Source organism: Lactobacillus sp. M44, assembly GCF_058130005.1.
The window spans coordinates 848,023-874,631 of sequence record NZ_CM176707.1 but is presented as its reverse complement, the minus strand read 5'-3'; the positions used below and the strand labels follow the sequence as shown (position 1 = coordinate 874,631).

General features: G+C 32.0%; 24 protein-coding genes. 4 read left to right on the top strand and 20 right to left on the bottom strand.

Features of this window, described 5'->3' with window-relative positions; all coding sequences use genetic code 11:
* Window positions 1–58: 58 nt before the first annotated feature.
* Together AC38BG_RS04355 and AC38BG_RS04350 are read right to left on the bottom strand one after the other, a co-directional pair.
* Entirely contained in the window at window positions 59–742 is a 684-nt protein-coding gene (locus tag AC38BG_RS04355; RefSeq protein WP_489936650.1) for a ComF family protein, read from the bottom strand.
* Window positions 739–2,025 carry a DEAD/DEAH box helicase family protein gene (locus AC38BG_RS04350; protein WP_489936649.1) on the bottom strand — a complete coding sequence of 429 codons (1,287 nt, stop codon included), beginning with the start codon at window positions 2,023–2,025 and terminating at the stop codon, window positions 739–741. The genes AC38BG_RS04355 and AC38BG_RS04350 overlap by 4 nt, the downstream gene beginning before the upstream one ends.
* A gap of 30 nt (window positions 2,026–2,055) precedes the next feature.
* Here AC38BG_RS04350 and AC38BG_RS04345 point away from each other — a divergent pair, with 30 nt between their 5' ends.
* The gene (locus AC38BG_RS04345; protein WP_489936648.1) at window positions 2,056–2,718 is read left to right on the top strand and encodes a YigZ family protein; all 663 of its coding nucleotides are present in this window, start codon (window positions 2,056–2,058) and stop codon (window positions 2,716–2,718) included.
* A gap of 37 nt (window positions 2,719–2,755) precedes the next feature.
* Here the strand turns inward: AC38BG_RS04345 and AC38BG_RS04340 are convergent, their stop codons facing one another.
* The 14 genes from AC38BG_RS04340 to AC38BG_RS04275 form a co-directional block, all read right to left on the bottom strand.
* Entirely contained in the window at window positions 2,756–3,901 is a 1,146-nt protein-coding gene (locus AC38BG_RS04340) for a glycosyltransferase family 4 protein (protein WP_489936647.1), read from the bottom strand.
* Between the two features lie 100 nt (window positions 3,902–4,001).
* The gene (gene rny / locus AC38BG_RS04335) at window positions 4,002–5,630 is read right to left on the bottom strand and encodes a ribonuclease Y (protein WP_489936646.1); all 1,629 of its coding nucleotides are present in this window, start codon (window positions 5,628–5,630) and stop codon (window positions 4,002–4,004) included.
* Window positions 5,631–5,756: 126 nt separating this feature from the next.
* Window positions 5,757–6,824, bottom strand: a complete 1,068-nt coding sequence (gene recA / locus AC38BG_RS04330; RefSeq protein WP_489936645.1) for a recombinase RecA — start codon at window positions 6,822–6,824, stop codon at window positions 5,757–5,759.
* 158 nt (window positions 6,825–6,982) lie between these two features.
* Entirely contained in the window at window positions 6,983–7,558 is a 576-nt protein-coding gene (pgsA, locus tag AC38BG_RS04325) for a CDP-diacylglycerol--glycerol-3-phosphate 3-phosphatidyltransferase (protein ID WP_489936644.1), read from the bottom strand.
* 2 nt (window positions 7,559–7,560) lie between these two features.
* On the bottom strand, window positions 7,561–8,628 hold the full coding sequence (locus AC38BG_RS04320; protein ID WP_489936643.1) for a helix-turn-helix domain-containing protein: 1,068 nt from the start codon (window positions 8,626–8,628) through the stop codon (window positions 7,561–7,563).
* A gap of 57 nt (window positions 8,629–8,685) precedes the next feature.
* Window positions 8,686–9,414 carry an elongation factor P 5-aminopentanone reductase gene (gene ymfI / locus AC38BG_RS04315; protein ID WP_489936642.1) on the bottom strand — a complete coding sequence of 243 codons (729 nt, stop codon included), beginning with the start codon at window positions 9,412–9,414 and terminating at the stop codon, window positions 8,686–8,688.
* A gap of 6 nt (window positions 9,415–9,420) precedes the next feature.
* The gene (locus AC38BG_RS04310) at window positions 9,421–10,677 is read right to left on the bottom strand and encodes a M16 family metallopeptidase (RefSeq protein ID WP_489936641.1); all 1,257 of its coding nucleotides are present in this window, start codon (window positions 10,675–10,677) and stop codon (window positions 9,421–9,423) included.
* Window positions 10,674–11,885, bottom strand: a complete 1,212-nt coding sequence (locus AC38BG_RS04305) for a M16 family metallopeptidase (RefSeq protein ID WP_489936640.1) — start codon at window positions 11,883–11,885, stop codon at window positions 10,674–10,676. The genes AC38BG_RS04310 and AC38BG_RS04305 overlap by 4 nt, the downstream gene beginning before the upstream one ends.
* Window positions 11,875–14,268 carry a DNA translocase FtsK gene (locus AC38BG_RS04300; RefSeq protein ID WP_489936639.1) on the bottom strand — a complete coding sequence of 798 codons (2,394 nt, stop codon included), beginning with the start codon at window positions 14,266–14,268 and terminating at the stop codon, window positions 11,875–11,877. Before AC38BG_RS04300 ends, AC38BG_RS04305 begins: the two co-directional genes overlap by 11 nt.
* A 14-nt stretch (window positions 14,269–14,282) precedes the next feature.
* Window positions 14,283–14,666, bottom strand: a complete 384-nt coding sequence (locus AC38BG_RS04295) for a DUF1149 family protein (RefSeq protein ID WP_489936638.1) — start codon at window positions 14,664–14,666, stop codon at window positions 14,283–14,285.
* 2 nt (window positions 14,667–14,668) lie between these two features.
* Window positions 14,669–15,223, bottom strand: a complete 555-nt coding sequence (locus AC38BG_RS04290; protein WP_489936637.1) for a tRNA (cytidine(34)-2'-O)-methyltransferase — start codon at window positions 15,221–15,223, stop codon at window positions 14,669–14,671.
* Between the two features lie 49 nt (window positions 15,224–15,272).
* A complete protein-coding gene (locus AC38BG_RS04285) occupies window positions 15,273–16,451 on the bottom strand; it encodes an AI-2E family transporter (RefSeq protein ID WP_489936636.1) in 1,179 nt (392 codons plus the stop codon).
* Window positions 16,452–16,463: 12 nt separating this feature from the next.
* Complete coding sequence (locus AC38BG_RS04280) at window positions 16,464–16,841, bottom strand: PTS glucitol/sorbitol transporter subunit IIA (RefSeq protein WP_489936635.1); 378 nt, start codon at window positions 16,839–16,841, stop codon at window positions 16,464–16,466.
* 3 nt (window positions 16,842–16,844) lie between these two features.
* Complete coding sequence (locus tag AC38BG_RS04275; RefSeq protein ID WP_489936634.1) at window positions 16,845–19,610, bottom strand: cation-translocating P-type ATPase; 2,766 nt, start codon at window positions 19,608–19,610, stop codon at window positions 16,845–16,847.
* A gap of 124 nt (window positions 19,611–19,734) precedes the next feature.
* On the opposite strand from AC38BG_RS04275, the gene AC38BG_RS04270 reads away from it, so the two are divergent.
* The 3 genes from AC38BG_RS04270 (at window position 19,735) to AC38BG_RS04260 (ending at window position 22,377) form a co-directional block, all read left to right on the top strand.
* Window positions 19,735–20,763, top strand: coding sequence for a lactonase family protein (locus tag AC38BG_RS04270; RefSeq protein WP_489936633.1), 1,029 nt, complete (start codon window positions 19,735–19,737; stop codon window positions 20,761–20,763).
* 9 nt (window positions 20,764–20,772) lie between these two features.
* The gene (locus tag AC38BG_RS04265; protein WP_489936632.1) at window positions 20,773–21,600 is read left to right on the top strand and encodes an undecaprenyl-diphosphate phosphatase; all 828 of its coding nucleotides are present in this window, start codon (window positions 20,773–20,775) and stop codon (window positions 21,598–21,600) included.
* A gap of 81 nt (window positions 21,601–21,681) precedes the next feature.
* Entirely contained in the window at window positions 21,682–22,377 is a 696-nt protein-coding gene (locus AC38BG_RS04260) for a TVP38/TMEM64 family protein (protein WP_489936631.1), read from the top strand.
* 20 nt (window positions 22,378–22,397) lie between these two features.
* Here the strand turns inward: AC38BG_RS04260 and AC38BG_RS04255 are convergent, their stop codons facing one another.
* The 4 genes from AC38BG_RS04255 to yjbM form a co-directional block, all read right to left on the bottom strand.
* A complete protein-coding gene (locus AC38BG_RS04255; RefSeq protein ID WP_489936630.1) occupies window positions 22,398–24,170 on the bottom strand; it encodes an oleate hydratase in 1,773 nt (590 codons plus the stop codon).
* 82 nt (window positions 24,171–24,252) lie between these two features.
* Complete coding sequence (locus AC38BG_RS04250) at window positions 24,253–25,149, bottom strand: RluA family pseudouridine synthase (RefSeq protein ID WP_489936629.1); 897 nt, start codon at window positions 25,147–25,149, stop codon at window positions 24,253–24,255.
* Entirely contained in the window at window positions 25,146–25,952 is an 807-nt protein-coding gene (locus tag AC38BG_RS04245) for an NAD kinase (RefSeq protein WP_489936628.1), read from the bottom strand. The genes AC38BG_RS04250 and AC38BG_RS04245 overlap by 4 nt, the downstream gene beginning before the upstream one ends.
* Window positions 25,949–26,578, bottom strand: coding sequence for a GTP diphosphokinase (gene yjbM / locus AC38BG_RS04240; protein ID WP_489936627.1), 630 nt, complete (start codon window positions 26,576–26,578; stop codon window positions 25,949–25,951). Before yjbM ends, AC38BG_RS04245 begins: the two co-directional genes overlap by 4 nt.
* Window positions 26,579–26,609: the final 31 nt, after the last annotated feature.

Sequence of the window (26,609 nt, the reverse complement as noted above, 5' to 3'; positions counted from 1 at the left end):
AAAGCGATTTCCTTTTACACTTTTATTATACCAAATATGTAAGCGCTATGCGCAACAACTAATGAACAATTGTAAAACTATTCACTTTTACTTGTGGATATGTTGATATAATAGCATCCCTTGCATGATATAAAGTTCTACCTGAAGTATAAATATCATCTAATAGTAAAACTTTTCCCTTTAATTCAACATTTGCGTTTTGATCAACATAAAAAGTTTGCTTAGTTGCAAGTCTTTGTTGGTGATTTTTTTCTCCTTGACTATCAGATACATCTTTTTTATTTAAAATTGGGGTTAACAATACAAGATTTGAAAAGATTTCACTAATAGTGTCGTATTGCCTAGTTTGACGATGTGTTTTTGAAGTGGGAACTGGTACATAATAATCTGCTTTTATTTTTCTTAGCTTTTTTCTAGCTAATTGCGCTAATACTAATCGCAACTCATAGTCACCATATCGCTTATAATCGACCATCAAATCATGGAAAGCCTGGTTATATTTATAGACGGCAGTATTTTTTAAAATATTTTCTGGATATTTTTTTTGCCAATATTTACAATCAAAACAAGTTTTATCTTCTGTTTGTTTATTACATAAAGAACATACTTTTCCAGATATTTTTTCAAACTTTTGGTGGCAATTAGGGCACATATATTGCAGAGATGATTTATTTAGAGAAAATATATCTTTAAAAGAATGTTTGGGTAAAAAATAGTTATCACAGATTAAACATAAATTCATTTATTCATTTCCTTAATTTGTTTAGTGGCCAATTTTATTTGCTTAGTATATTTGTGGTAACAAAATATAATTTCACCTAATGGATCATCTATTGCTCTTCCAACACGTCCAGCAATTTGAACTAAATTAGCCGTCTGATAAATTTTATCATCGGCCGCAATAACAATTACCCAGACATTTTTAAATGTCACTCCACGCTCTAAAATCGTCGTAGTAACCAAAATATCTATTTTCTTATTTCTAAATTCTTCTACCTTGTTCAAGCGATTTTTGTCTTGTGCAAAAACACCTGCTACATTTAAATTTGGATTACTATTTTTTATTGCTGATACATAATCATTAATCTGATTAATCCTTGGTACAAAGACTAATAAAGGATGTTTTTTTGACATTCTAATTATTTCTTTACTTAACTTAGAATGTAATTTTTGCATTTTTAAAAATGGTCGCAAATATAATTTTTCTCGGGGTACAGGTAGTAATCCCCCATGAAATCTTCTAGTCAATTTTGATAACGCAATTTTTTTATTTTTTACTTGTAATAATAATTTTTCAGTTGGAGTTGCACTCAAATAAAAAGTTGACCCACATTTTTTTACCGCCAATTTTGCAGCAAAATGTAATATTTCATTATCTACATAAGGAAATGAATCTACTTCATCAATAATCAATAAATCAAATGCCTGATAAAATTTCAATAATTGATGTGTTGTACAAATAATGAATTGTTCATTATCTAATGAATGATATTCTCGACCATGATAGTTCCCTATTTTGATTTTTTTAAATGCTTCTTGCATTCGTGGATAAAGCTCATTAACTACATCAATTCTTGGTGTAGCGATACATGCACGTTTGCCTTGTTTTAAACATTTATCAATACTTTCAAATAACATTTCTGTTTTTCCAGCACCTGTAACTGCCCACACTAAGTGATCTCTTTGTTTATTAAATGAATTAACTAGTTGTTTTGAAACATTATTTTGCTGATCAGTTAACTGTCCTTGCCATACTAATGCAGTTTTTAATATTGGATATTTTTGTGCTTTTATTCTAACTAATATATCTCCTTCTACCACACGCCCAATATTAATGCACTTTCTGCAATATAGTTTTCCATTAGGTAATCTTGCATAAGTTATGTTATTACAGCGAATGCATTTGTCATCAATTATTGCATTTATTTTATTACAAGTAGCAAATATGTTAATATTTTCTGTGTTTGCATTTATAAGTATTTGTCTGCCTTGCAGCTTACTTATTTCTTCTTCATTTATCCTCATAATATATAATTACGCGAAAGGATGACCAAGTTGACATCACTTAATAAATTCTTAACAATTAAAGAAACTGGTTCACACCAAATCATTATTAATAAAAGTAAATTCATTGCTAATATCAAAAGAGTTGAAACTGTCGAACAAGCTATGAATTTTATTGAACAAATCCAAAAACAATATCATGATGCAACCCACAACACCTTTGCTTATACAATTGGCGACCATGATCAATATGTAAAAACATCAGACAATGGGGAACCCTCTGGAACTGCAGGAGTACCTGAATTAAAGGCCCTGCAATTAATGCATTTAAAAGATGTAGTAGTCGTAGTTACTAGATATTTTGGCGGCATTAAACTAGGTGCTGGTGGATTAATTAGAGCATATTCAAATAGTGTTACAGAAGTTGTCCATAAAATTGGAGTCGTTCAAGTTAGTTATGAACAAGATATTTCATTTCACATCCCTTACAAAAAAGTAGATGAAATTAATCACTATTTGAATGAAAATGATATTTTCATAGCTAAACAAGATTATGGTATTGATGTAATTGAACATATTTTTTTACCAGATGAGCAAGTCAAGTCCGTTCAAACTGATATAAAAAATTTGTTGGCTGGACAAGTTAAATTTATCAAAGGCGAATTTCGAGAAGTTGAAAGACCAATTGAAGCAAAAAATTATCATGAAATATAAACAAAAAAGCATTTTTTACGGATATACAAAATGCTTTTTATTTTTCTTTTTTCTTGTTTTGCGGTTTTTCTTTTCCTAAATGCCAGACTTGAACTTTTGGATCGCTTCGACGTGTTTGATTAATTAATTTTTGGATTAAATGCAACAATGGTTTGAACTTTTCGCCTAATAAACCTATTGATTCCACAAATAATTCTAGTGCTACTAATAACCCTAACGCTAGTGGCCAAATGCCCCAAGCAGGTGATAATAAAAACAGTAATGAAACAAATGAAAAAATCATGGATAATCCATAAATTGCAAGCACTGTTTGACGATGAGTTAATCCCATCCGCATTAATTGATGATGCAAATGATGTTTATCTGCTTCTGATACTGGCCTTTTATTTAATACTCTTCGAATCATTGCATAAATTGTATCAGTAATTGGCACTCCCAAAATAATTATTGGTACTAAAAGTGAAATAAACGTTACATTTTTTAATCCCTTTAAAGAAAATACAGCGATCATGAACCCAATATATAAGGCTCCAGTATCACCTAAAAAGATCTTAGCAGGATGGAAATTATATGGTAAAAATCCTAATAAACATGCTGCTAACATAAAACATGCAATAGGCACATATAGTTGTCTAGTATGCAAAAAGAAATAACCAACTACTCCCATTGTAGATAACGAAATTAGTGATACACCATCTGCCAGTCCATCTAATCCATCAATTAAGTTAACTGCATTGGTCAATGCCAAGATCCAAAAAATAGTTATTGGGAAACTCCACCAACCTAAATTTATTTTAGGAATAAATGGTAAAGATAGTTCATTCATCTTTATCCCAGCTAAGAAATACACAATTAGTGAGGCAATAAAAATGCCAAGCATTTTTTGTCTAGGCTTTAATTCTAATATGTCATCAATCAATCCGGTCAATACAATTACGCTGGAAGCTAACAAGATTGCAAATGCTTCATGAGTTGGAAATTGTTCACGCAACAAAATAAACATCCCAATATTGAACGTCACAAAAATACCCAATCCACCAATAGTTGGCATTGGCTTCTTATTTACACGACGTGCATTAGGATTGTCTACAGCACCTAAAACGAATGCAAGTCTTCTAATAAAAGGTGTAATTGCAGCCTGAATGATTACTAATAAAAATAATTCGACAATAATTTTAAACATAGATTGCTACTTTCTTTATATCTAGCAACAATTATACAAGTAGTAAGGCATTAAGACAAACTAAAAAAGAACTTATCTAAAAAGATAAGTTCCAAATATTTTATTTTGCCATTTCAACAGCACGCTTTTCACGTATTACTGTTATCTTAATATTTCCAGGATATTCCATTTCTGCTTCAATTTGATTTCGAATATCACGAGCTAATATTGTAACTCGATCATCAGAAATTTTATCAGGCTCTACCATTACTCTGATCTCCCGACCAGCTTGAATAGCATATGCTTGTGCAACTCCTTGATAACTTTTTGCAATAGTTTCAAGTTGAGTTAAACGTCTAATATAATTCTCTAATGATTCACTTCTTGCACCAGGTCTTGCAGAAGATATAGTATCTGCTGCAACAACTAATTCGGCAATAAATGATAACTTAGGCACATCACCATGATGAGCCGCAATAGCATTTACTACTATATCTGGTTCATGGTATTTGCGTGCCAATTCTACTCCAATTTCAACGTGAGAACCTTCAATATCATGGTCAATGGCTTTACCTATATCGTGTAATAATCCCGCGCGAACCGCTAATTTTTCATCAAGACCAAGTTCAGCTGCCATAGTACCTGTTAGTTTACCTACTTCAATTGAATGAGCTAATACATTTTGTCCATATGAAGTACGATATTTTAATCGACCTAAGATCTTTACTAATTCAGGATGCATTTTATGAATACCTAATTCAATTAATGCACTTTCTCCTGATTCATAAATATCATCATTGACTTCTTTACGAGCTTTATCAACCATTTCTTCAATACGAGCAGGATGAATTCGACCATCTTTAATTAAACGTTCCATAGCTCTTTTGGCTATTTCTCGTCTGATTGGATCAAATCCGCTCAATGTAACAACTTTTGGTGTATCATCAATAATCAAATCTACACCGGTCAAAGCTTCAAAAGATCGTATATTTCGGCCTTCACGACCAATAATACGTCCCTTCATCTCATCATTTGGTAATTCTACTACAGATACTGTAGTTTCAGCTACTGTATCTGCAGCACTACTTTGAACTGCATCAATAACAATTTGCCGTGCGTAGCGATCTGCTTTAGCACGCCATTTCTCATTACTATTATTAATTAATTCAGCACGTTCTTTTTCTAATTGATTCGATAAATCTTGTAATACAATTTCTTTAGCCTGTTCTGGCTTTAGTTGTGCTACTTCATAAAGCTTATCTTGTCTTTGAGCAACCAATTCGTCAGCTTGTTGTTGCTTAATCGTTATTTCAGCACTACGCCGCTTTAATTGATCTTCTTTTTGTGCGAGTTGATCTTCTTTTTGCTTTGCTTCTTGATTTTTTTGATCAATTAGATCTTCTCTTTGTTGCAATCGTGTTTGGATTCGTGATATTTCATTGCGTTGTTCATTTAAAACATCATCAACTTTTTGCTTTTGTACACGAATTGTTTCTTGAGCTTCAAGAATTTTTGCCTTTTTTGCATTTTCTGCTTCTTGTCTGATAGCCCCAGCAGCTTTCTTTTCTGCTTTAACTTCAGCTTTTGCAGTTGCAACTTGAGCTTTAGCATCAGCCATAATATGTTCAGCATCATTTCTTGCATTATATGCTTGATTTTCCCAGTGCTTCTTACGAACTACATAACCGCTGCCATAACCCACTAAAAGCGAAACAATAGCGACCACGACGGGAATTAAAATTATATTCATATTAATCACTATCGCCTTTTTTAGAATTATTCACACAATATTAATGATAAATATAGATATTGCAGATGTCAATTAACATGAAAAAAGACTTGAAACTAAATTTTCAAGTCTAACTTTATCTCTTCACTATTTTTTGCTTTTACTGGCAGTTTTTGTTTCTTCATTAGTATCTTTTTTATCGTTATCATCTGAATCAGATCCACTACCCATACCGTAAGCATCACGAACTTTTTCCATAATTTCTTGGTACATATCAGGATGTTCAACTAAGTATGTCTTAGCATTTTCACGTCCTTGACCAATTCGTTCATCATTATATGAATACCATGAACCAGCTTTATTAACAATATCTTTATCAGCAGCCATATCAAGTAATTCGCCAGATTGCGAGATCCCTTTACCATACATGATATCCACTTCTGCAACTTTAAATGGTGGTGCCACTTTATTTTTAACAACTTTGATTTTGACACGATTACCAATAACATCGCTAGATTGCTTAATTTGCTCAGCACGTCTAACTTCTAGTCGAATGGTTGAATAAAATTTCAAGGCACGACCGCCAGGAGTAGTTTCAGGATTGCCAAACATAACTCCCACTTTTTCACGAATCTGATTAATAAAAATTGCAATTGTTTTTGTCTTAGAAATTGTTCCTGATAATTTTCTTAATGCCTGACTCATTAATCGAGCTTGCAGCCCAACATGTGCATCGCCCATCTCACCTTCAATTTCGGCGCGCGGAACTAATGCTGCGACAGAATCGACAACTACTATATCTACCGCACCACTAGAAATTAGAGTATCAACAATTTGCAATCCTTCTTCACCAGTATTTGGTTGAGATAAAATCAATGAATCAATATCTACTCCTAATGCTTTGGCATATGCGGGATCCATCGCATTTTCAGCATCAATATAAGCTGCTGTTCCGCCTCTTTTTTGCACTTCAGCTACTGCATGCAGTGCAACTGTAGTCTTACCAGAAGATTCTGGGCCATATACTTCAATAATTCTACCGCGAGGATATCCTCCTACGCCAACTGCAGCATCTAAAGCTAAAGAACCGGTTGGAACAGTTGAAATCTTAGTATCAACTTTTTCACCCATACGCATAACTGCGCCTTTACCAAAGTTCTTCTCAATTTTTTTTAAAGCAGCTGCTAATGCAGCTTGTTTTTCGTCTTGAGCCAAAGTTCTTCCCCCTTAAGCTGTTAAATATACATTACATTATACTTTTTTTGAGTGAATAATTACAAGCTTTTTGCAAACAAACGTTCTATGTAGTTAATCCCCCATAATATAATTACAACAAAAAAGACGAATTTTAACCAAAACTCGTCAAAAAAATTTTAAAGCTCACCTTTAAATACATTTCTTGATTGATAGAAATAATCCCAACCAGAATAAATTGTAAAGAATAAGCAAATATAAAGCATTATTTCACCCATTGGAATCTTACCAAAAAACAAATTATTTAAAAGTAAAATGATAATCGCCAACATTTGAGTTGTAGTCTTTATTTTCCCTGGCATTTTTGCAGCTAATACTTGACCTTTATTTTCAACCAATAATAAACGTAATCCAGTAACTGCTAACTCACGGCATACAATAATTGCAATCACCCATGCAGGCGCCTTGCCCATAGCTACTAAAAAGATAAATGCAGTCATTACTAACATCTTATCAGCTAGTGGATCAGCAAATTTTCCAAAATTAGTTACTAATCCACGTGCACGTGCAATATGCCCATCTAGATAATCAGTATAAGAAGCAACAGCAAACACAACTGCTGCGACTAATTGACTCCAAGGTACTGTTGTTCCTAGTAAGGTAAAACTTCCAGCAGGAAAATTAAAGATAATTAACAACATAAATACTGGAATCAAAATAATTCTAAATGTGGTTAATTTATTAGGTAAATTCATTATTATTTATTGCCTCCATTGGTTTGTGGGGCTGTTTGTTGTTGATTTTGTTGAGTGTTATTTTGTGGTTGAGATGGTTTTTGAGTATTATTTTGAACTTGATTATTTGTTTGAGGAGCTGATTGACGTACACTTTGTTGAGTTCTTGATTGTGCACTATTTGAATAAGTTCCAGTATTATTTTGTGGTTGATTATTTGTTTGAGGTTGTTGATATTGGGAAGTTTGAGTGTTCACATTATTATTTGTATGATTGCTATTATCTGAAATTTTAGCTTTCTTTCCCAAAAGTAATTGTAAATTCATAGGACCTTCAGTTGCGTCATAGGGAACTTTTTTGCCACCAATAGTGACTTTAGTTCCACTTGCATCGTTAAAGCGAATACTAATTGAATTAACATCTTTTGGTACGTTAACTTCATAACGATCATCTGCAGCTAATACTCGAGCGTATTTTGGATTACCATCAAATGATACACGCATGAAAGTGTCATTTGCGCCAGCAGTAATCACTAATTTACGATCTGCTTTCAATCCAGTTACCCTAAAAATATTATCACCTTCAGCGCTTACTCTGACTGGATTTGTGCTAGAAGATTTAGAAGAACTAGTTTGTGATGATACTGTTACATTATTGTCAGGTTCTGCTTGCTTATTAGAACCCCCAGCTATTCTGGTGAAGACAATATAAATAATAATTACTACAATGACAATTCCAGCAATTGTTGCAATTCTTGGTAAATATTTTTGTACCTGGCTTTTTTTATTATTAGTTGTTTTTTTAACTTCTTCTGTTTTATTATCAACAGAATCTTCAACATATTCATCAGGTTTTGATTCTGGTACATCTTTATGGAAATCAGCCAATAATTTCTTGCCATCTAAGCCAACCACTTGAGCATATTGTCTAATAAAAGCTCTGGTATAAAAATCACCAGGTAATTTATCAAAATCATCATTTTCAATAGCATTTAAATATCTAGCTTGTATTTTAGTTGTCTTTTCAACATCTGCAATAGACAATCCCATTGCTTCACGCGCAGTACGTAATTTTTCTCCTATATCGGTCATATTAACCCCTTAAATATCTTAAAATTAACAAATTTGAGTATACCATAAATACTTTAATCAAACTAACCATCCACCACTAATTGCGATAGTTTGTCCGGTTAGATAACTTGATTTTTGATTTAATAAAACACTAGTCCAATAACTAATATCTTCTACTTTAGCAAATCTTGATGCAGGAATTTCAGCTTTTAATGCAATTAAATCATGCTCTAAAAAAATATTATTCATTTTAGTATCAACCGCACCTGGTGCTAATACATTTACTGTTAGATTACTTGATGCAGTTTCTCGACTATATCCTTGAGCAAATCTACTGATTCCAGCTTTAGTTGAGCTATACACTGATTCTAATGCACTAGCTTGCAGACCATAAACAGAACCTATAAAAATGATTCTTGCAAAATCTTGTTTTAACAGCATTTTTTCAAATAATTTTACTAACTTAATTGGTGTTACTAGATTAATATTCATTATTTTTGAAATGCTATCCAGCTTTTCTTGTCCAAGCAATCCATAATGGGTAATCCCTTGTGCAAAAATTACAGCATTAACAGAAAATAACCCATTAACAAATGACTCTAATTGTTTATCATCAGCTAGAAAATCTAACTTAATTTTGAAAAAATCTTGGTTTGGATATTTTGTTTGCATCTTCTTTTGTATTTTGGTAATTAGCACATCATTATTAACATAATGCAAATATATCGACCAGCCTTCTTTTGCCATTTGATAGCAAATAGCCTGACCAATATCACCACTTGCGCCAAAAACTATTGCTCTTTTCAAATTTTATTATCTTCTTTCTGTTCCAATAATCGCACACCCAGTAATTTTACTTTGTTTCATAATATTGTCACATATTTTTTGATATTTTGAAAAACTCATTGTTTGCATAAATTGAATATTATTAAAAATATCTTCATGATCCATATTATTTTCTGCAAATTCAATTGCCATAGCCGATTCATCATTAAAACTACGAATCAAATGAGCAAACCATTCATTTTTTAATATTTTAAACAAAAAGCTATAAAATTCTGGTGTGTCATTTTTACCATGGATAAGTGGCACAGATAATTCCTTCAAAATCTCATCAAGTAGTTTTTTAGCATATGGACTAGTACCAGAAATCAAAATAAAATTGCCTTGTCTGGTATGATTAACACCAATTTGCAATGAATTATGAAGTAATCCTGCATCTTGTTGATGTTTGAACCATGATCCCATCATGCCCAATTTAGATTCTAGCATGATTTGCAATAAAATTTGTACTAAATCATTACTTGCTAAAAAATTCTTAAAATCTGGCAAAAAAACGCCTACTGCAATTTGAGAAGCTTGATTTTTAGAATTAAGTATTTCTCGCTTAAATTCACCTTGGTAACTTGTTCTAATAATTTTAGGTGCATCTTTTATTTTGAAATATTTTTTCTGTAATTTTTGAACTTGTTCATCAATTTTTTCTATTTCAGTATCGGAGAAATCACCTACAGCAACAAATTCTAAATTTTGAGCTCGATAATTTTCTGAGTATGTTTTTTCTAAACTCTTCGCATTAATTTGGTCAATTGTTGTCTTCGTCCCTGCAATATCAGTTGCAAGATTTGATTTACCAAACATATTTTTTAAAACTGCATTCATTGCATCCCAAGTTGGATAATCTTGATACATAGCAAGTTCTTGTTTGATAATGGGAGCTTCATTTGCAACATTTTGGTCAGTAAAATACGGTTTCCCAACTAATTCAAAAATTAGTTCAATTACTTTGCTATCATGATTTACACAACTAGCATAAAACATAGTTTTGTTATACGTAGTGAAGGCATTAACGCTAGCACCAATTTCTTCAAAGCGCAACGAAATATCACCTGATTTTTTAGCAAAAAGTTTATGCTCTAAAAAATGGGCAGTACCTGCAACTTGATTTTCATCACTACTACCAAAATTTACCATAATACCAAAAAAGCGCTGATTAAATTTGGGTCTTTTAATTATCAAACCAGAAAAGCCTGATTCATATTTTTGTTTATAAATCTGTGGTTTCTTCATTTTACGCAATAACTTTCTTTCAAAACTAACCTATTAGCAACTTTTTTCAATTGTGCTGGAGTAACTTTTTTGACAAATTCAACTCGATCATCAATTGGGCTTCCAATTAAAATATGGGTCAAGCGATACATTATTTGAACTTGCTGGCGGTCAAGTCGAATCAAATAATTTCTAATCACTGCTTTTCGAGACTTTTTCAATAAAGATAAATCTATTTGTCCATTTTGAATTTTTTCAACTTCTTTTGAAACAATATCTTTTACTTTTTGTACTTTTTCAGGATCTATCCCAGCAGATATTAGCATAAGCGAATTATTTGGATAACTAGATGCATCTATTGCATATGCTGCACCTAGTTCTTCGCGCACTCTTCTAAATAAAACTGAAGATTCATCTCCTGCTAAATATTGCTCTAAAACAAATGAAGTCATCTTATCTTGAAAAGTACTTTCTTTAATATTTTGATACCCAAGCAATAAGTTTGCTTGATTAGAATGCTTATCTTCTATTTTTTCAATAAGATTAGTTGGCGCCACACGTATTATTAAATCATTGACCAAAAAATCTTGATTCAAATCAAAACTAGTAAATTCTTGTTTGATTAGTTCTTGAACTAAGTTAACATTACGTGTACTTGCCAAGATGGTTGCAGGAAAATGTTTTATAGATCTAAAAAACAATTTCAAATCTTCAAGTTGAATTTTATCAATCTCATCTAAAGATCCAAAATATCCCTGCGCATAGTCAGGGACTGCTGAATACCAATACTTAAAATACTTTTCAATAGCATAATCTGCTGGACTATCTGCTATTTCTTGATAATCTGAATGAATTTGCTTTTTACAAAAATCAATAATATCCTCATTAAAATCAGGATGTTGAACAATACTAGAAAACACATGCAAAATTTGTTCATAAGTATAATCAGAATCCATTACCTCAGTAGGTTCAATAAATTCTGCAGCATAGCTTAAGACTATTTCATTCCCAAAAAGTTGTGGTGTTATGCTTAATTCAAGATTATATAGCTTAGTTAATGCTTGAATTTGTTCAGGAATACTGCCAAATTCTTTGCTTATACTTGATTGAATTCGACTTAATAAATTGACTAAAGCAAAGTTTTTTGTAGTAAGTGGCAACCTTAGAAAGCATCCCATAAAACCAGTTGTAAATTGTTTATTTTCTTTTATAGAAATATTATTTGTCATTAGCATTTTCCTTATTATCTTCAGGTGGTAATAATACTTGGCGAGGTTTTGACCCTTCAGATGGTCCAACTATTCCTCTAGCTTCCATTTCGTCAACAATTCTGGCAGCGCGATTATAACCAATTCTAAAACGTCGCTGCAACATTGAAACACTTGCACTTTGCTGTTTTCTTACCAAACTTACTGCTTGGCTATAAAACTCATCTTCTGGATCATCTGTAGTTTGTGAATTATTAGACTCACCTTGTTTTGGAATCATAGTTTCATCATATTGAGCTTGTTGCTGGTTTTTGACCCATGAAACAACTTTTTCAACTTCTTCAACAGAAATATATGCTCCTTGAATACGTTCTGGCTTAGAGGCTCCAATTGGCATATACAACATGTCTCCGCGTCCTAATAATTTTTCTGCGCCAACTTGATCCAAAATTGTTCTAGAGTCTACTCCACTAGATACTGCAAATGAAATTCTTGAAGGTACATTTGCTTTAATTAAACCAGTAATGACATCAACACTTGGTCTTTGTGTTGCCAAAATCATATGAATCCCTGCAGCACGTGCCATCTGACCCAATCTAACAATTGCATCTTCGACTTCGCGTCCACCAACCATCATCAAATCACTTAATTCATCAACAACTACTACAATATAAGGCAAGCGTTCCATCACTGGCTTTTGCTTATCTTGATTATTAAGATTGACTTTATGGTTATATTCAGTAATATTTCGTACCGCTCCTGCCGCAAATAATTTGTAGCGTCGTTCCATTTCTTTAACAGTTTTATGTAATGCATTAGCTGCTAATTTTGCATCAGTAACTACTGGAATCAATAAATGTGGCACCCCACTATACACTGATAGTTCAACCATTTTAGGGTCAATTAAAACTAGTTTAACTTGTTCTGGCAGTGCCTTCATTAAAATACTGGTTAACATCACATTGATTGCCACTGACTTACCCGATCCAGTTGAACCTGCAATTAACATATGAGGCATTTTAGTCAAATTAGTAGATATAATCTTGCCTGTAACATCTTTACCTAAAGGTACATCAAGAGGTAATTTTTTTGCTTTGCTATCTTGATTTTGCATTACATCTTTAAAAGAAACCGCCATAGTAGTTTTATTTGGCACTTCAATTCCAATTAATGGCTTTCCAGGAATAGGGGCTTCTATTCTAATATCTTTTGCTGCAAGCGCCAATGCTAAATCATCAGTCAAATTAACCACTCGACTGACTTTTACACCAACTGCTGGTTGAACTTCATAACGAGTAACGGTTGGACCCAAAATTGCTTTTTTAACAATGACATGAACCCCAAAACTCTTAAAAGTTGATTCTAAGATTTGTGTATTTTTCTTAATTTGGTCTTCATCTTCTTGTTGATCTACATCTTTAATTGGATCAAGTAAAGTCAAAGGCGGTTTTTTATAATTTTTATTAATGTCTGTTTTGGCAGGTAATTCACCATGATCAATAGTATCTAATTCTTGGTGCATTTTTTGATCATCATCTGTATATGAATGCGATTTAGGCAACACATCTGGCTTGGGGTGAGTTGCAATTTGAATTGTAGGTTCCTGATGCTTTATTGGCTTTTCAATTGGGATACTTGATTCAGCTGTTTCACCAGGTTTTGGTATTACTTCTTCAGATGTATCAACAGACTTTTTAAGTTCTACAGAATCTTGCCAAGGATCTTGCAATTTTTCGCGATTTTCTAACTTTTTTTGTTGATATTTTTGTTTTGCGTCATCATATCTATCTTTTATCATATCGCTTGCTTTTTTATTTTTATCAATGATATCTTGGCTATAATTTTGAAAAACAGAAATTACACTACGAAATTTGACATCAAAAAACATCAAAATTCCAATAGGAATTACTAAATAACTGACAATTTTTAGACCCAAATTACCAATTAAGGGATACAAAAACTGATAAATTGCAGTCCCTATTATTCCACCACCAACATTAGTAGTAATATTTGCTCGCGCAAATTCACTGTTTATTTGATACCAAAACGCATTAATAAATTCTTGATGTACTTGTTGTTGTGTAAAAAAATTATCACTTAAAATTGTTAATAATCCAAGATATGCAATTATTAATCCTGTTGTACGCTTAAAACCAATCTTAATTGGAGAATTATAAATTATCATCACTAATCCAAATAAAACTAATAATGCACTTGCAAATATATAACTATCTCCAACAAACAATCTAATTAAATTAGTTACTTGTCTACCTAAAAATCCTAATTTTAAAATTGACAATACTCCAAGCAAAACTAAGAGAATGCCAAAAATGACCCAATTTAATTTTGTTTGTTGGGTCTTTTTCTTTTTTTTATTCCTAGTTCTTTTTTTAGTTCTTGCCATTCAAATTGTCCTTTTTAAAAATTAGCTTTAAAATTCAAATTAACTGGATTGTCGAATACAACTTGGGTTACTTGATAAGTCAAAGTTTCAATATATTCCACTAAAGGTCTTGATAATAAAGTATAGTCGGCTGCACTTAAATCGCTACCATCTCCCTGATAGCTTTGCAAACACACAATTTGATTAATTAATCCACTTACTGTGAAATTACCAGGAGCTGGAGCCACTTCGAAAGTTACTGCTAATTCAAAATAGCTATCTTGATCATTAGCTTTTAATTGATCTTTTGGTTTTACTGGACGTAAGCCAAAATTAACATCATTTTTAATTTTATTTTTTTCATTGATGTCAAAATGAAACGACTGTACTAAGATTTCTGTTTCTTTTTTTATATCCATTTTTAATCACCTAAATTGCGTTCATAACGGTCATGTCGATTATAATCATCTTTTAATTTATCATTTTCATAATGATGACTCATCTCTAATCCAGGAAATCCTTGCTGGCGCATAGCTTCCATTATTACCATTGCAGCTGAATTGGATAAGTTATATGCACGAATGTTGTCAGACATCGGAATTCGCAAATTGCGCTCATAATATTCTCGCATAAATGTCTCTGGTAAACCAGTAGTTTCTTTACCAAAGATAAAATAATAATTCTTATTCTCATCATTATAATCCACATCAGTGTAACTTTTTGATGAAAACTTAGATATTAAGTATAGTTCATCTTGATCAGTCAATGTTTGTAAAAAAGCTTGTAAATCATCATGAAGATGAACTTCAACTTTATCCCAATAATCTAATCCTGCTCGCTTCATCTTTTTATTATCTAATTGAAAACCCAATGGTTCAATTAAATCTAAAACCGTATTAGTACCAGCACAAGTTCTAGCTATATTACCAGTATTTGCTGGCATTAATGGTTCATATAATACTATGTGATTCGTCATTTTTACCTCTTTATTAATATAAAACGCGATGCAATTGCATCGCGCTAAGTTATTCTTTTTTGACTTCAGATTTTGAAATATCTGTTTCTTTGTATACTCGCGATGTCTTGCGATAATAATTATACACGCGAGAAACGACAATTTTCAAAACTGCATATGTTGGAATTCCAAAAATTACACCCCATAATCCAGAAACTGCACTTGCTCCAATTAAAAGTAAAATAGTCGTTACAGGATTCATGTTCATCTTATTACCTACAACTAATGGTCCAATTACTCTTCCTTCTAAAGTCTGTTCAATTGCAAAAACAATTAAAACTTTAATTAACATTGGAAATGAAGTTATTGCGGCAATTATAAAAGTTGGAATCATTGCAATTGGAGTACCAAAATATGGTATTAAATTCATCACTGCCGAAATTACCGCTAAAGCAATTCCATAAGGCAACCCGATTATGGTGTACCCAATACTGAACATTACCCCAACCCAAAAAGCAACTGTTAATTGCCCACGGATATATGCAGCAATAGCATTATTAATATCATGCAATAAATCATTTGAAGTTTTTTGCCAACGCTTTGGGAAAAATTGCACAATATATGGACGCAATTTATGTCCATCTTTTAACATAAAGAATAAAACAAATGGTGCTGTTAATAAGGTCATAAAAATCATCGTTACAACACTAACTGCAGAACTCAAATTTCCCATTGTTGCAAGTAATGGATTACTTTTTGCTTTAAACAAAGTTTTTTGAGTATCATCAACCATTTGGTTAATATTTTTTTTGATTGGACTTAATCTTGGATCCTTTAAAGCATCTTGAAATGTATTTACTGCATTATTCCAAATTTTGGGCCAATTTTTGATCAAGGCATCTGTTTGATGTTGAATTACAGGAATTAATGATGTAATCATCCAAACTATAGTAGCTAACACAATAATAAATATAACTAAAATTGATAATACCCGTGGCACTTTGTATTTATTTTCTAACCAATCAACCATGGGATTCATTAAATAATATTGCAATCCAGCTAGTAACAATGGTGGAAAAATTGCATTAACAAATACCCAAAATGGATTTAAAACAAATGATATTTGATTGAACATCCAGATTGTTAGAAAAAACAAAAATAAATTGATCAGCGCTACACTCAAACGATTATTCAAAAACCAAGTTGTAAAGACATTTCTATGCTCAGTGTTAGATGATTTTTCATTCATACATATGCCTCTTTATTTATGTTCGAACATTATCCAATCATTTAATTTGAATTCAGGTACTTTGGCGTCTTTGGCAGTTTCTAAATAAATTGCGTTGGCTAATGGATTTTTAGGCACGCTAGCCCCAAAATATAAGGTCGCATGTCCTAGTGCTTTCATATTCATCTCAACCATAGGTCCAACATAAGAAGCTACATAAGTTGTACCGTCAATTGTAATTGTGTCGCCTTTTTTAAAGACAAAATTTTTAATCGGACTATCTTTTTCAAACTCTTGAATAACTGAAACTAACCGCAACTTATCTGTAGCATCTGGACCAAATAAAATTACTGTATGATCTCCATTTAAAGCTTGCTCTCCGATTTCTTCAATTGTTGATGTCCATTTCATTTCCTATTTCTCCTTTAAAACTTTTCTATCTCTATTATAGATAATCTTCTTGCGAATTTCCTCAATTAATATAATCGGAATTGGCAATGCAAATAAATATAACCAATCTTGTCCATTTAGTGCAGTAGTATTGAAAACTTTTTGAATACCTGGGGTAACACTTAAAATAAAGAACAAGAAAATTTCAAAAACAATTCCAAACCAAATTAATTTGTTTTTGAAAAAGCCCTTTTCAAAAATTGAAATCTTATTTGTGCGACAATTCAATACATTAGCTACTTGTGAAAACACTATTGATCCAAGCACTATTGTAGTGGCTCTTAAATATGTCTGTCCACTTGCGGCAAGTGCAACCTTTGGCCAACCATTTTGATAATTTACAAAGAAATATGCCCCGATGGAAACTACACTTTCAATTAATCCATACCACAAAAATGATTTCCACATTACTGATTTATTTAGTAAATGAGCTGATCTTTTTCTTGGAGCCTCGTGCATAACTTCTGGATCTGCAGGCTCTGCACCAAGTCCCAGTGCTGGTAGCATGTCAGTACCTAAATCAACGGTTAAAATCTGCATAATTGTCATAGGTAATGGAATTAATCCAACAGAAAACAAAAATAGAATTGAAGGAAAGGCTTCTGGTACATTTGAAGTCAAAATATAAGTCAAAAATTTTCGTATATTGCTATATACTGCTCTGCCTTCTTCAATTGCTGCCACAATTGAAGCAAAATTATCATCAGTTAAAATCATATTAGCAGCATCTTTAGCTACATCTGTACCACTTTGCCCCATAGCTATTCCAATATCAGCTTTTTTCAAAGCAGGTGCATCATTGACCCCATCACCTGTGGATGCAACAATTTCACCATTTTTTTGTAGAGTTGATACAATTTTATATTTTTGTTCAGGAGCAACTCTAGCAAATATTACTTCACCTTTTAATGCAGCTTGCAATTGACTAGTAGTCATTTGTTCTAACTCATCACCACTAACTACACGTGCTTTATCAGATGTTATCCCTATTTGAACTGCAACTGATTTTGCAGTTAACTTTGAGTCACCAGTTACCATAATAATTCTGATTTTGGCGTTATGACAATTTTTTACTGCAGCATAAATTTCTGGGCGAGGGGGATCACTCATTGTAGCCAGTCCAACAAAAGTTAGCTTATTTTCCGCTTGCTCATCTGATAAATTATTTTGATCGCTGTTATCCAAAATTCTGTATGCCATTGCCATTGAACGCAAGCCTTTTTTAGCATAAGAAGCATTTATTTCTGTAATTTGTTTGCGCATAGCGTCAGTTAATGGTTGAATTTTCCCATTAATTTGAATTGAATCACAATATTTAAACATGTCACTAAATGAACCTTTAACTAATAAAATGTTTTCAGTAGCATTTAATTTATTAATAGTGCTCATCTTTTTACGCACAGAATCAAATGGATATTCTTTGATTCTTGGCATTTTTGATTCATGGTCTTGGATATTAAAACCAGCTTTTTGAGCCATAATTATTAATGCAGCTTCTGTTGGTGTCCCTAATATCTTAGTTTTTTGATTAGGCTTTTCTTCTAGTGTCGTATCATTATCTAATGCACTGATTTCAATCAATCTTGCTAAATCTGGATCATGATCATAATTAACTTGTTTTTTATCAAGCTGAACTTGTCCATTATTTAAATAACCATTACCGCTTACTTGGTATTCTTGATTTAAAGTTCTTATATAATGAACTGTCATTTGATTTTGAGTAATGGTTCCAGTTTTATCAGAGCAAATAACCGTAGTTTCACCTAATGTTTCTACACTACTCAGTTCTTTGACTAAGGCGTGCTTTTTTGCCATTCGACGAACACCTTGTGCCAAACTCAAAGTAACTGTGGGCAGTAATCCCTCTGGAATAAACGCTACAATCATCCCTAAAGCAAAAATAAATGATTTTGCTGCTGGATAATGTACAAAAAAGATTGCAGATATAAAAAATATAATTCCAATAGTTATTGAAATAATTGATAATTGCCTGGTTAAGCGATCAAGCTCTTTTTGAAGAGGACTTTTTTTAATATTTTCTTTTTGAGTTAAACTAGCAATTTTGCCAAACTCTGTATCCATGCCCGTTGCATATGCAATTGCACTACCTGTCCCTGCACTGATAGTAGTTCCTGCATATATCAGATCACTTTCAGCATGTTGACCTTGACCTTGATTATATGTGGTCGTTTTTATTAGCGGAACTGATTCACCAGTTAATGCACTTTGGTCAACTTGCATTGAATTTGCGGAAATTAATCTTGCATCAACAGGAATAGAGTTTCCTGCTTGAATAATAAAAACATCCCCAGGTACTAAATCTTTTGCATTTATTTGAATCCTTTTGCCACTTCTAATTACTTGGACATAAGTTGGCAACATTTTATTTAGTGCATCAGTAGCTTTTCTTGCCTGCCGCTCCTGCCAGTAACTAAATACTCCATTAATTATATTTACTAACCAAATTGCAATCCCTAATTCAACAGTTCCAGAAATAATTGCAATAAATCCTGATATCCATAATAAAATAGCCATTAAACTAATAAAATTTTTCAAAAAGATTTTGATTTCAGACTCTTGTTTTCCCTTTTTAATCTCATTAATACCGTATTTGACTAATCTCTTGTGTGCCTCATCTTCAGATATACCCTTTGGTGATGAATTTAAGGTTTTATAGACAGTAACAATATCAGCTTGTCCATATAATTTTCTAATTTCGTTTTCGTTCATTTTTTTGCCTCTGCATTTGTCTACCTCTATTTTTGCACAAATAACTAAAAATGACTTAAGTTTTAATGGATAAAAATCAAAGAATGCTATAATTTAGAAGACTTATTAAAGGAGGGAAAATAGAATGCATGTTTTAATAGGTGGATATACTAAAAAAACATCAAAAGGAATTTATGAACTTGATTTAGTTGGTGAAAATACACAGGCTCGTTTACAAAACGTTAGAAATATTATCAATATTTCTGGACCAACATACTTTAAAGTAGACAAAAATTTATTATTTTCAATTGATAAAACTGATTCTGAAGGTGGAATTACAAGTTACATCTTAATTGACGATTATGCTAAAAAAGTTGATCAAATATTAATGACTGGATCATCACCTGCATATATAGGAATCAATAAACAATTTCGTCTACTTTATAGTGCTAATTATCATACTGGGATTGTTTGTGTATATCGCTATGATAATGAAGGACATTTAACTTTATTAGATAGTATGCAACACACTGATAAAACTTTAGGTCCAAAAAAAGAGCAAGATAGTGCTCATCCACATTATTTTGATATAACGCCTGCAGGAAATTTAGTAGTATGCGATTTAGGTAATGATTCATTAACTTTTTATAAACTGAATGACAATGACAAATTAGAAAAATTAGCTTCTTATCAAATGCCAGCAGGATTTGGTCCAAGGCATTTAGTTTTTGCGAACAATCGACCTTATATGTTTGTAGTAGGTGAATTATCATCAAAAGTTGCAGTAATTAAATATGATGAATCAAGTTGGAATTTTGACTTAATCAATACTTATTCAACTATTCCAGCTGATTTTTCAGCTCATAATGGAGCTGCAGCAATTAGAATAAGTTATGATGATCAATTTTTATATGTTTCAAATCGTGGTCATAATTCTATTTGTGTATTTAAGATAGAAAGTGATTTTTCATTAAGTTTAACGCAGCGCGTTTCAACATTTGGAGATTTCCCAAGAGATTTTAATTGGGATAAATCTGAAAAATACGTTGTCGTTGCAAATCAAGAATCTGATAATGCATCTTTATATATCAGAAATGCAGAAACTGGATACTTAACACCTATTCAACAAGACATCTCAGTACCAGAGGGTACCTGTGTTCTATTTTTTAGTTAGGAGTTTTTAATGTTAGATATTTTTAAAGCAGTTATCTTAGGTATTATTGAAGGAATTACTGAATTTCTACCTATTTCTTCAACTGGACATCTATATTTAGCAAACTACTTTGTTAAATTAGCTCAGCCAAAAAGTTTTATAGATATGTTCATGGTTGTAATTCAATTAGGAGCTATCTTAAGTGTGGTAATGATTTATTTCAGAAAATTAAATCCTTTTTCTCCATCAAAAACAACTCACCAAAGACACTTAACTTGGAATTTATGGTTTAAAGTTATCGTTGCTACACTTCCTGCAGTAATTGTGGGATTGCCATTAAATGATTGGCTTGATACCCATATGACTAATTGGCAAGTAATTTCAGCTACATTAATTATTTATGGTATCTTGTTCATTGTTTTAGAAGATTACTACAAAAAACGCAAGCCTAGTTTGACAAAATTAAATTCCTTAAGTTATCAAATGGCTTTTATGATTGGTATTTTTCAAGTATTATCATTAATTCCAGGAACTTCAAGATCTGGAGCAACTATTTTAGGAGCAATGCTATTAGGTGCTTCAAGATACGTTTCTACTGAATTTTCATTTTTCCTTGCAATTCCTACAATGTTTGGTGCATCACTTCTCAAAATCTATGAATACTTCCATCATGGTCATGTATTTGTAGGTAATCAATTAGCCATTTTAATAGTAGGTATGGTTGTATCATTTGTAGTAGCTTATATTGCAGTTAAATTTTTGATTAAATACATTCAAACACATAACTTCAAGCCTTTTGGCTGGTATCGTATTATTTTAGGGATAATTGTTATTTTAATTGGTGTATTTGCACATTAATAATAAATTCAATAATTTGTTCTGACTATGTTGTCAGAACTTTTTTTATTGCGCATAATAAACTATTAGAAGGTGAAATACATGAATAAAAGAATCTTGACTAGAATATTTTTAACTATTGTTGGCTTAATTATAAGTATTAGCATTTTAATTCACTTATATTATTCTTTTTTGCCTGAAATTAAATTATTAACTGACTTCACCCCTCATAATCAAGCACTATTTTTAAAATTACTACGTCATCATGGAATAGCAGATATGTTCTTTATGTTTATAGTTACTATGTTATTTGCGGCAATACCTGGAATGTCAAATGCAATATTGTCTGTATTAAATGGAGTAGTTTATGGTCCATATTGGGGATTCATAATTAATTGGCTTAGTGTTTTTTGTGGGCAATTTTTATTACTAGCCTTGATGAAAAGAATTTCACGCAAAGAAGATTTCAAAACTTCCCACTATCTCAAATTAATTCTTAACTTTCCTTATCCAACTTTTGCATTAGTACTATGTTATGCAATTCCATTTATCCCAAACATCACGGTCAATTACGCCAATATGCATTTGATTAAATCAATCAAAAAACAAATTGCAATTATCTTAATTGGGTCAATTCCTATGGCTTGTGTATATGCTTTTGGTGGGGATGCAATCTTGCATCTAAATATTCATAGAATTATTCACCTTGTTATTATTTTTATTGTATTCAGTATATTAGCATTTGCTATTTTAACTTTAATCAAAAAAGTTCGTAATAAAAAAGATCTTGAGTATTAATTTTGCTCAAGATCTTTTTTTTAAACTAAATTAGCTTCTTGCAATAACTCTTCAATCCAAGTCCGTCTTAACTTATGCAAACCATATTTTTCAATAAATTTAGGAACTGGTATATCCATATCTACTAGCTTCTTTTTGTCTGACATATAATACATTGCCCTTAATAATTGACGAATATCATAGATTGAATCAAATACTTCAGGAACTCCACGGTCTACATCTAATAGTGTATATACAGCTTCCATTGCAGTTCTGACTGAATATTCAGTAGTAAAGACAGTATCACGAGTTGGAGATTCAGCAAAATTGCCAATGAATGCCAAATTTTCAGATCCTTTGGGAACAACGCTAGGACGATCTCCATCTTTTCTTACCATAAAGTAGCTTGTGACATATGGCATATACACAGGAACTGTGTTCATATTTTCTTTTGCGGATAATTCATGAATTTTATCAATAGGAACTCCTAAATGATATAGCATTTCTTCAGCGATCTCGCGTCCAGTACACTCAGTAATTCTCTTTTTAATATAATTACCTTTAGTGTCAGAATATAGTCCATAAATCCACACTATAATTTGATTTGGCTTTTGTGAAACAAAATGAGGTTGTCTGTGAATTGTAAAGCTCAATCCCCAATTAGAATCGGTTACAGTCACAATTCCACCAGTATTTACTTTTCCATCATATAAATCACGTTTAGTTAATCTTTCAAAATATGGTGCAACTTTTTTGTTCTCAAGTGTAGTTGTTGCAGAAACATACCAACTGCGATCAGGTAAATTTTCACAAAATATATCAGGATGACCAAATGCTGGGTCTTGTTTTGCTAAATTTTCCCATAGTTTCCAAGAACTACCTTTAGCATGTGTTATAGGTGCTGGGGTGTCTTGGTTACCATATGTAGAACTTTCAGTAATTGAGCCATTAGTTACAAATACAAGGTCATCTTTTGTTAAATGAATTTCTTTAGTCTTTCCATCTTTAATAGTGATGATTTTTTGAGCGACTTTTTTATTATCACTGCTATCAACTATTACATTTTCAACATGTACATCGTATTGAATGTCTACATTATGATCCTTCAAGTATGCCAAAACTGGCTTGACCATTGATTCATATTGATTATATTTATTAAATTTTAAAGCTGTAAAATTAGGTAATCCATCAATATGATGAATAAATCGCATTGCATAACGACGCATTTCACTAAGAGAATGCCACTTTTCAAAGGCAAACATAGTTGACCAATATAGCCAAAAATTACTTTCAAAAAACTCATCACTAAAATACTCTTCAATTGACTTGCCTTGAAGTTCACTTTCAGGAGTCATAATCAATTTTACAAGTTCATTTTGAGCTTTTCCTAAACCATATTCACCATCAGTTGGCACACGATCACCACGATGATAAATTAAACGACAGTTCGAAGAGTTAGGGTCTTTTTTATCAAGCCAATAATATTCATCAAGATACGACGCACCCTTAATTCTCAAAGATGGAATAGAACGATACATATCCCACAAACATTCAAAATGGTTCTCCATCTCACGTCCGCCCCTAGTTACAAAACCAGCATCAGGTCGCTTTTCTCCATCTAAGCTGCCTCCAGCTAAAGGTAATTCTTCTAAAATATGAATATGGTCGCCTTTCATTTGACCATCACGAATTAAAAATACTGCAGCTGCAAGTCCAGCTAATCCACTGCCTACAATATAAGCACTCTTGTGATCAACATCTGCAGGCTTTTTAGGATTAGCAAAAGCTTCATAATTTCCATTTGAATAATACATGTTAATGCCTCGCTATTTTTAAATAATATTTTTTATAACGTCTATGACAAAGTATAAAAAATAACGTAAGCGTTATCAATGGTTATTTGGAATATTTTATATTTTTTAATAAGTTCTGCATATCTTGAGGATCGTTGATTTCAATTACTTGTTTTTGGTTAGTAAACGGATCAACAAATTCTAATTTATAACAATTTAATGCCTGTCTAGTAAACCGATCTTTGATTCCATATAACTTATCGCCATAAAGCGGATGATTAATTGCCGCAAAATGCACTCTAATTTGATGAGTTCGACCAGTAATTAATCTAATATCTACCAAATTCATTTGCTTATCTTGTTTTAATACTTTATATAAAGTAAGAGCTTTTTGACCATCATTCGTGATATATCTTTTGACTGAATCATCTATTTTTCCAATTGGCAAGTCAATTTTCCCTTTTAGTTTATCGCTTTTAAATTCATTATGGACAATTGCATGATATCTTTTGATAAAATCAGTATTTTTGTCTAATTGACTAAATCGCGCATGAGCAACACTATTTTTTCCAATAATGACTAATCCACTTGTATCACGATCTAATCTTGTAACAATATGTGGCTTACTAAAAGTGTCATCTTGGTTTTGCAAATAAGCAAGTACTCGATTAACTACTGAATCACTGTCTTCATAGCGTGAAGGAATTGATAATAATCCAGCTGGTTTATTTATAACTAAATATTGATCTGTCTCAAAAACAATATCAATGGGTTTATCTGCAGCATGTAGCCACTTATTTTCTTTTTCTTGCCCCAATTTAAAATGAATTATATCCCCAATAGTTAATTGATAGCTAGTAAATCTCCTCTTATGATTAACTAAAATTAATCCACCATTATTTTTTGCATTAATAATAGCTTTTTTGGATAAGCCTTTTTTGTCTAAAAAAGATCCTAATCTAGTAGGATCTCCCTTTTTTACTCTATATTTATAAATCATTCTTTTTTATCATCATGCCCTATAAAGGCTTCTTGTACTCTAATCCAAAAACTTGTATGAGCAAACTTATCAAATTGAATATATTTATCCGCGATTCGATATTCTAATTTTTCAACATGGCCATCTAATGCCACTTCACGTCCATCAATTACAACAACACTATCGCGGCCGCTTTCAACTTTAACAGTCATCCATTCATCAGATGGAATTACAATTGGTGCAGCTAAAGTCCTGAAAACTCGATTATTAATCGATGCAATCTCAGTCATTTGAAGTGCTTTTAATCTAGGGTGAATTACAGCACCGCCTAATGATTTACTATAAGCAGTTGACCCAGTAGGAGTTGATACACATAAACCATCTCCTCTAAATCTTTCAAAAAATTGATGTTTGATATATACATCTGCTTCTAGCGTTTTAGCAACACCTTTAATCGATGCTTCATTTAATGCTAAATATGTATGGGTATTGGTAGTAGTAGTTAATTTTAATTGCAATAATGGATATCTTTCAGGTTCAGGTTCACGCATGGATAATTCATCAACTAAGCGATCAATATTGTAATCACGCCAATCAGTATAAAATCCTAGATGACCTGTATGAACCCCAATAAAACTGATAGAGTCGATTTGTTTGATATATCGATGAAAGGCATTGATTAGTGTTCCATCTCCGCCAACAGAAATGACAATATCAGGATATTGATTATCTATAAGTAAATGATGTTGTGCTAATAACTTTTTTAATTTGGCAACTACTCTTAATGTAGTTGGCTTATCATTATGAGCTATTGCGATTTTCATGATTGTTGTTTACCTTTACTTTTTGTAAAAATTCGTTGTGCTTCTTGTACTTCTGCACGAATAGAAGACATTTCTTCATCAAGTTGATATGCTGCTTCTGCGGTTCTCTTTAGTCTTTGAGCAATATCTTCAGGATATTCACCATTATATTTATAACTCAAGGTATGTTCCACAGTAGCCCAAAAATTCATTGCTAAAGTTCTAATTTGAATTTCCGCAATCAATTTTTTCTCGCCTTCTGGCAAAAAAACGGAATATTGAATTACCATGTGATATGAACGATAACCTGATGGTTTTGCATTTTTAATATAATCACGCTCTTCGATAACTTCCATATCAGTGCGTTCATGAATTAAGTCAACAACGCGATAAATATCATCAACAAATTGACACATGATTCTGACACCAGCAATATCTTGCATATCAGTTTCAATCACTTCAGGGCTAATCACACGTCTATGCATTTTTTCTTTAATTGAATCAACAGTTTTTACTCGCCCAACCACAAATTCTATTGGCGAATGTTCTCCTTTTTTCAAAAAGCTTTGACGTAAACTGCGAAATTTCACTTTTAATTCTTGAACAGCTTCAGCATATGGCCACAAAAATACTTCCCAGTCTTTCACAAAAAAGCCCCCTTTTTTTCTTAACAAACAC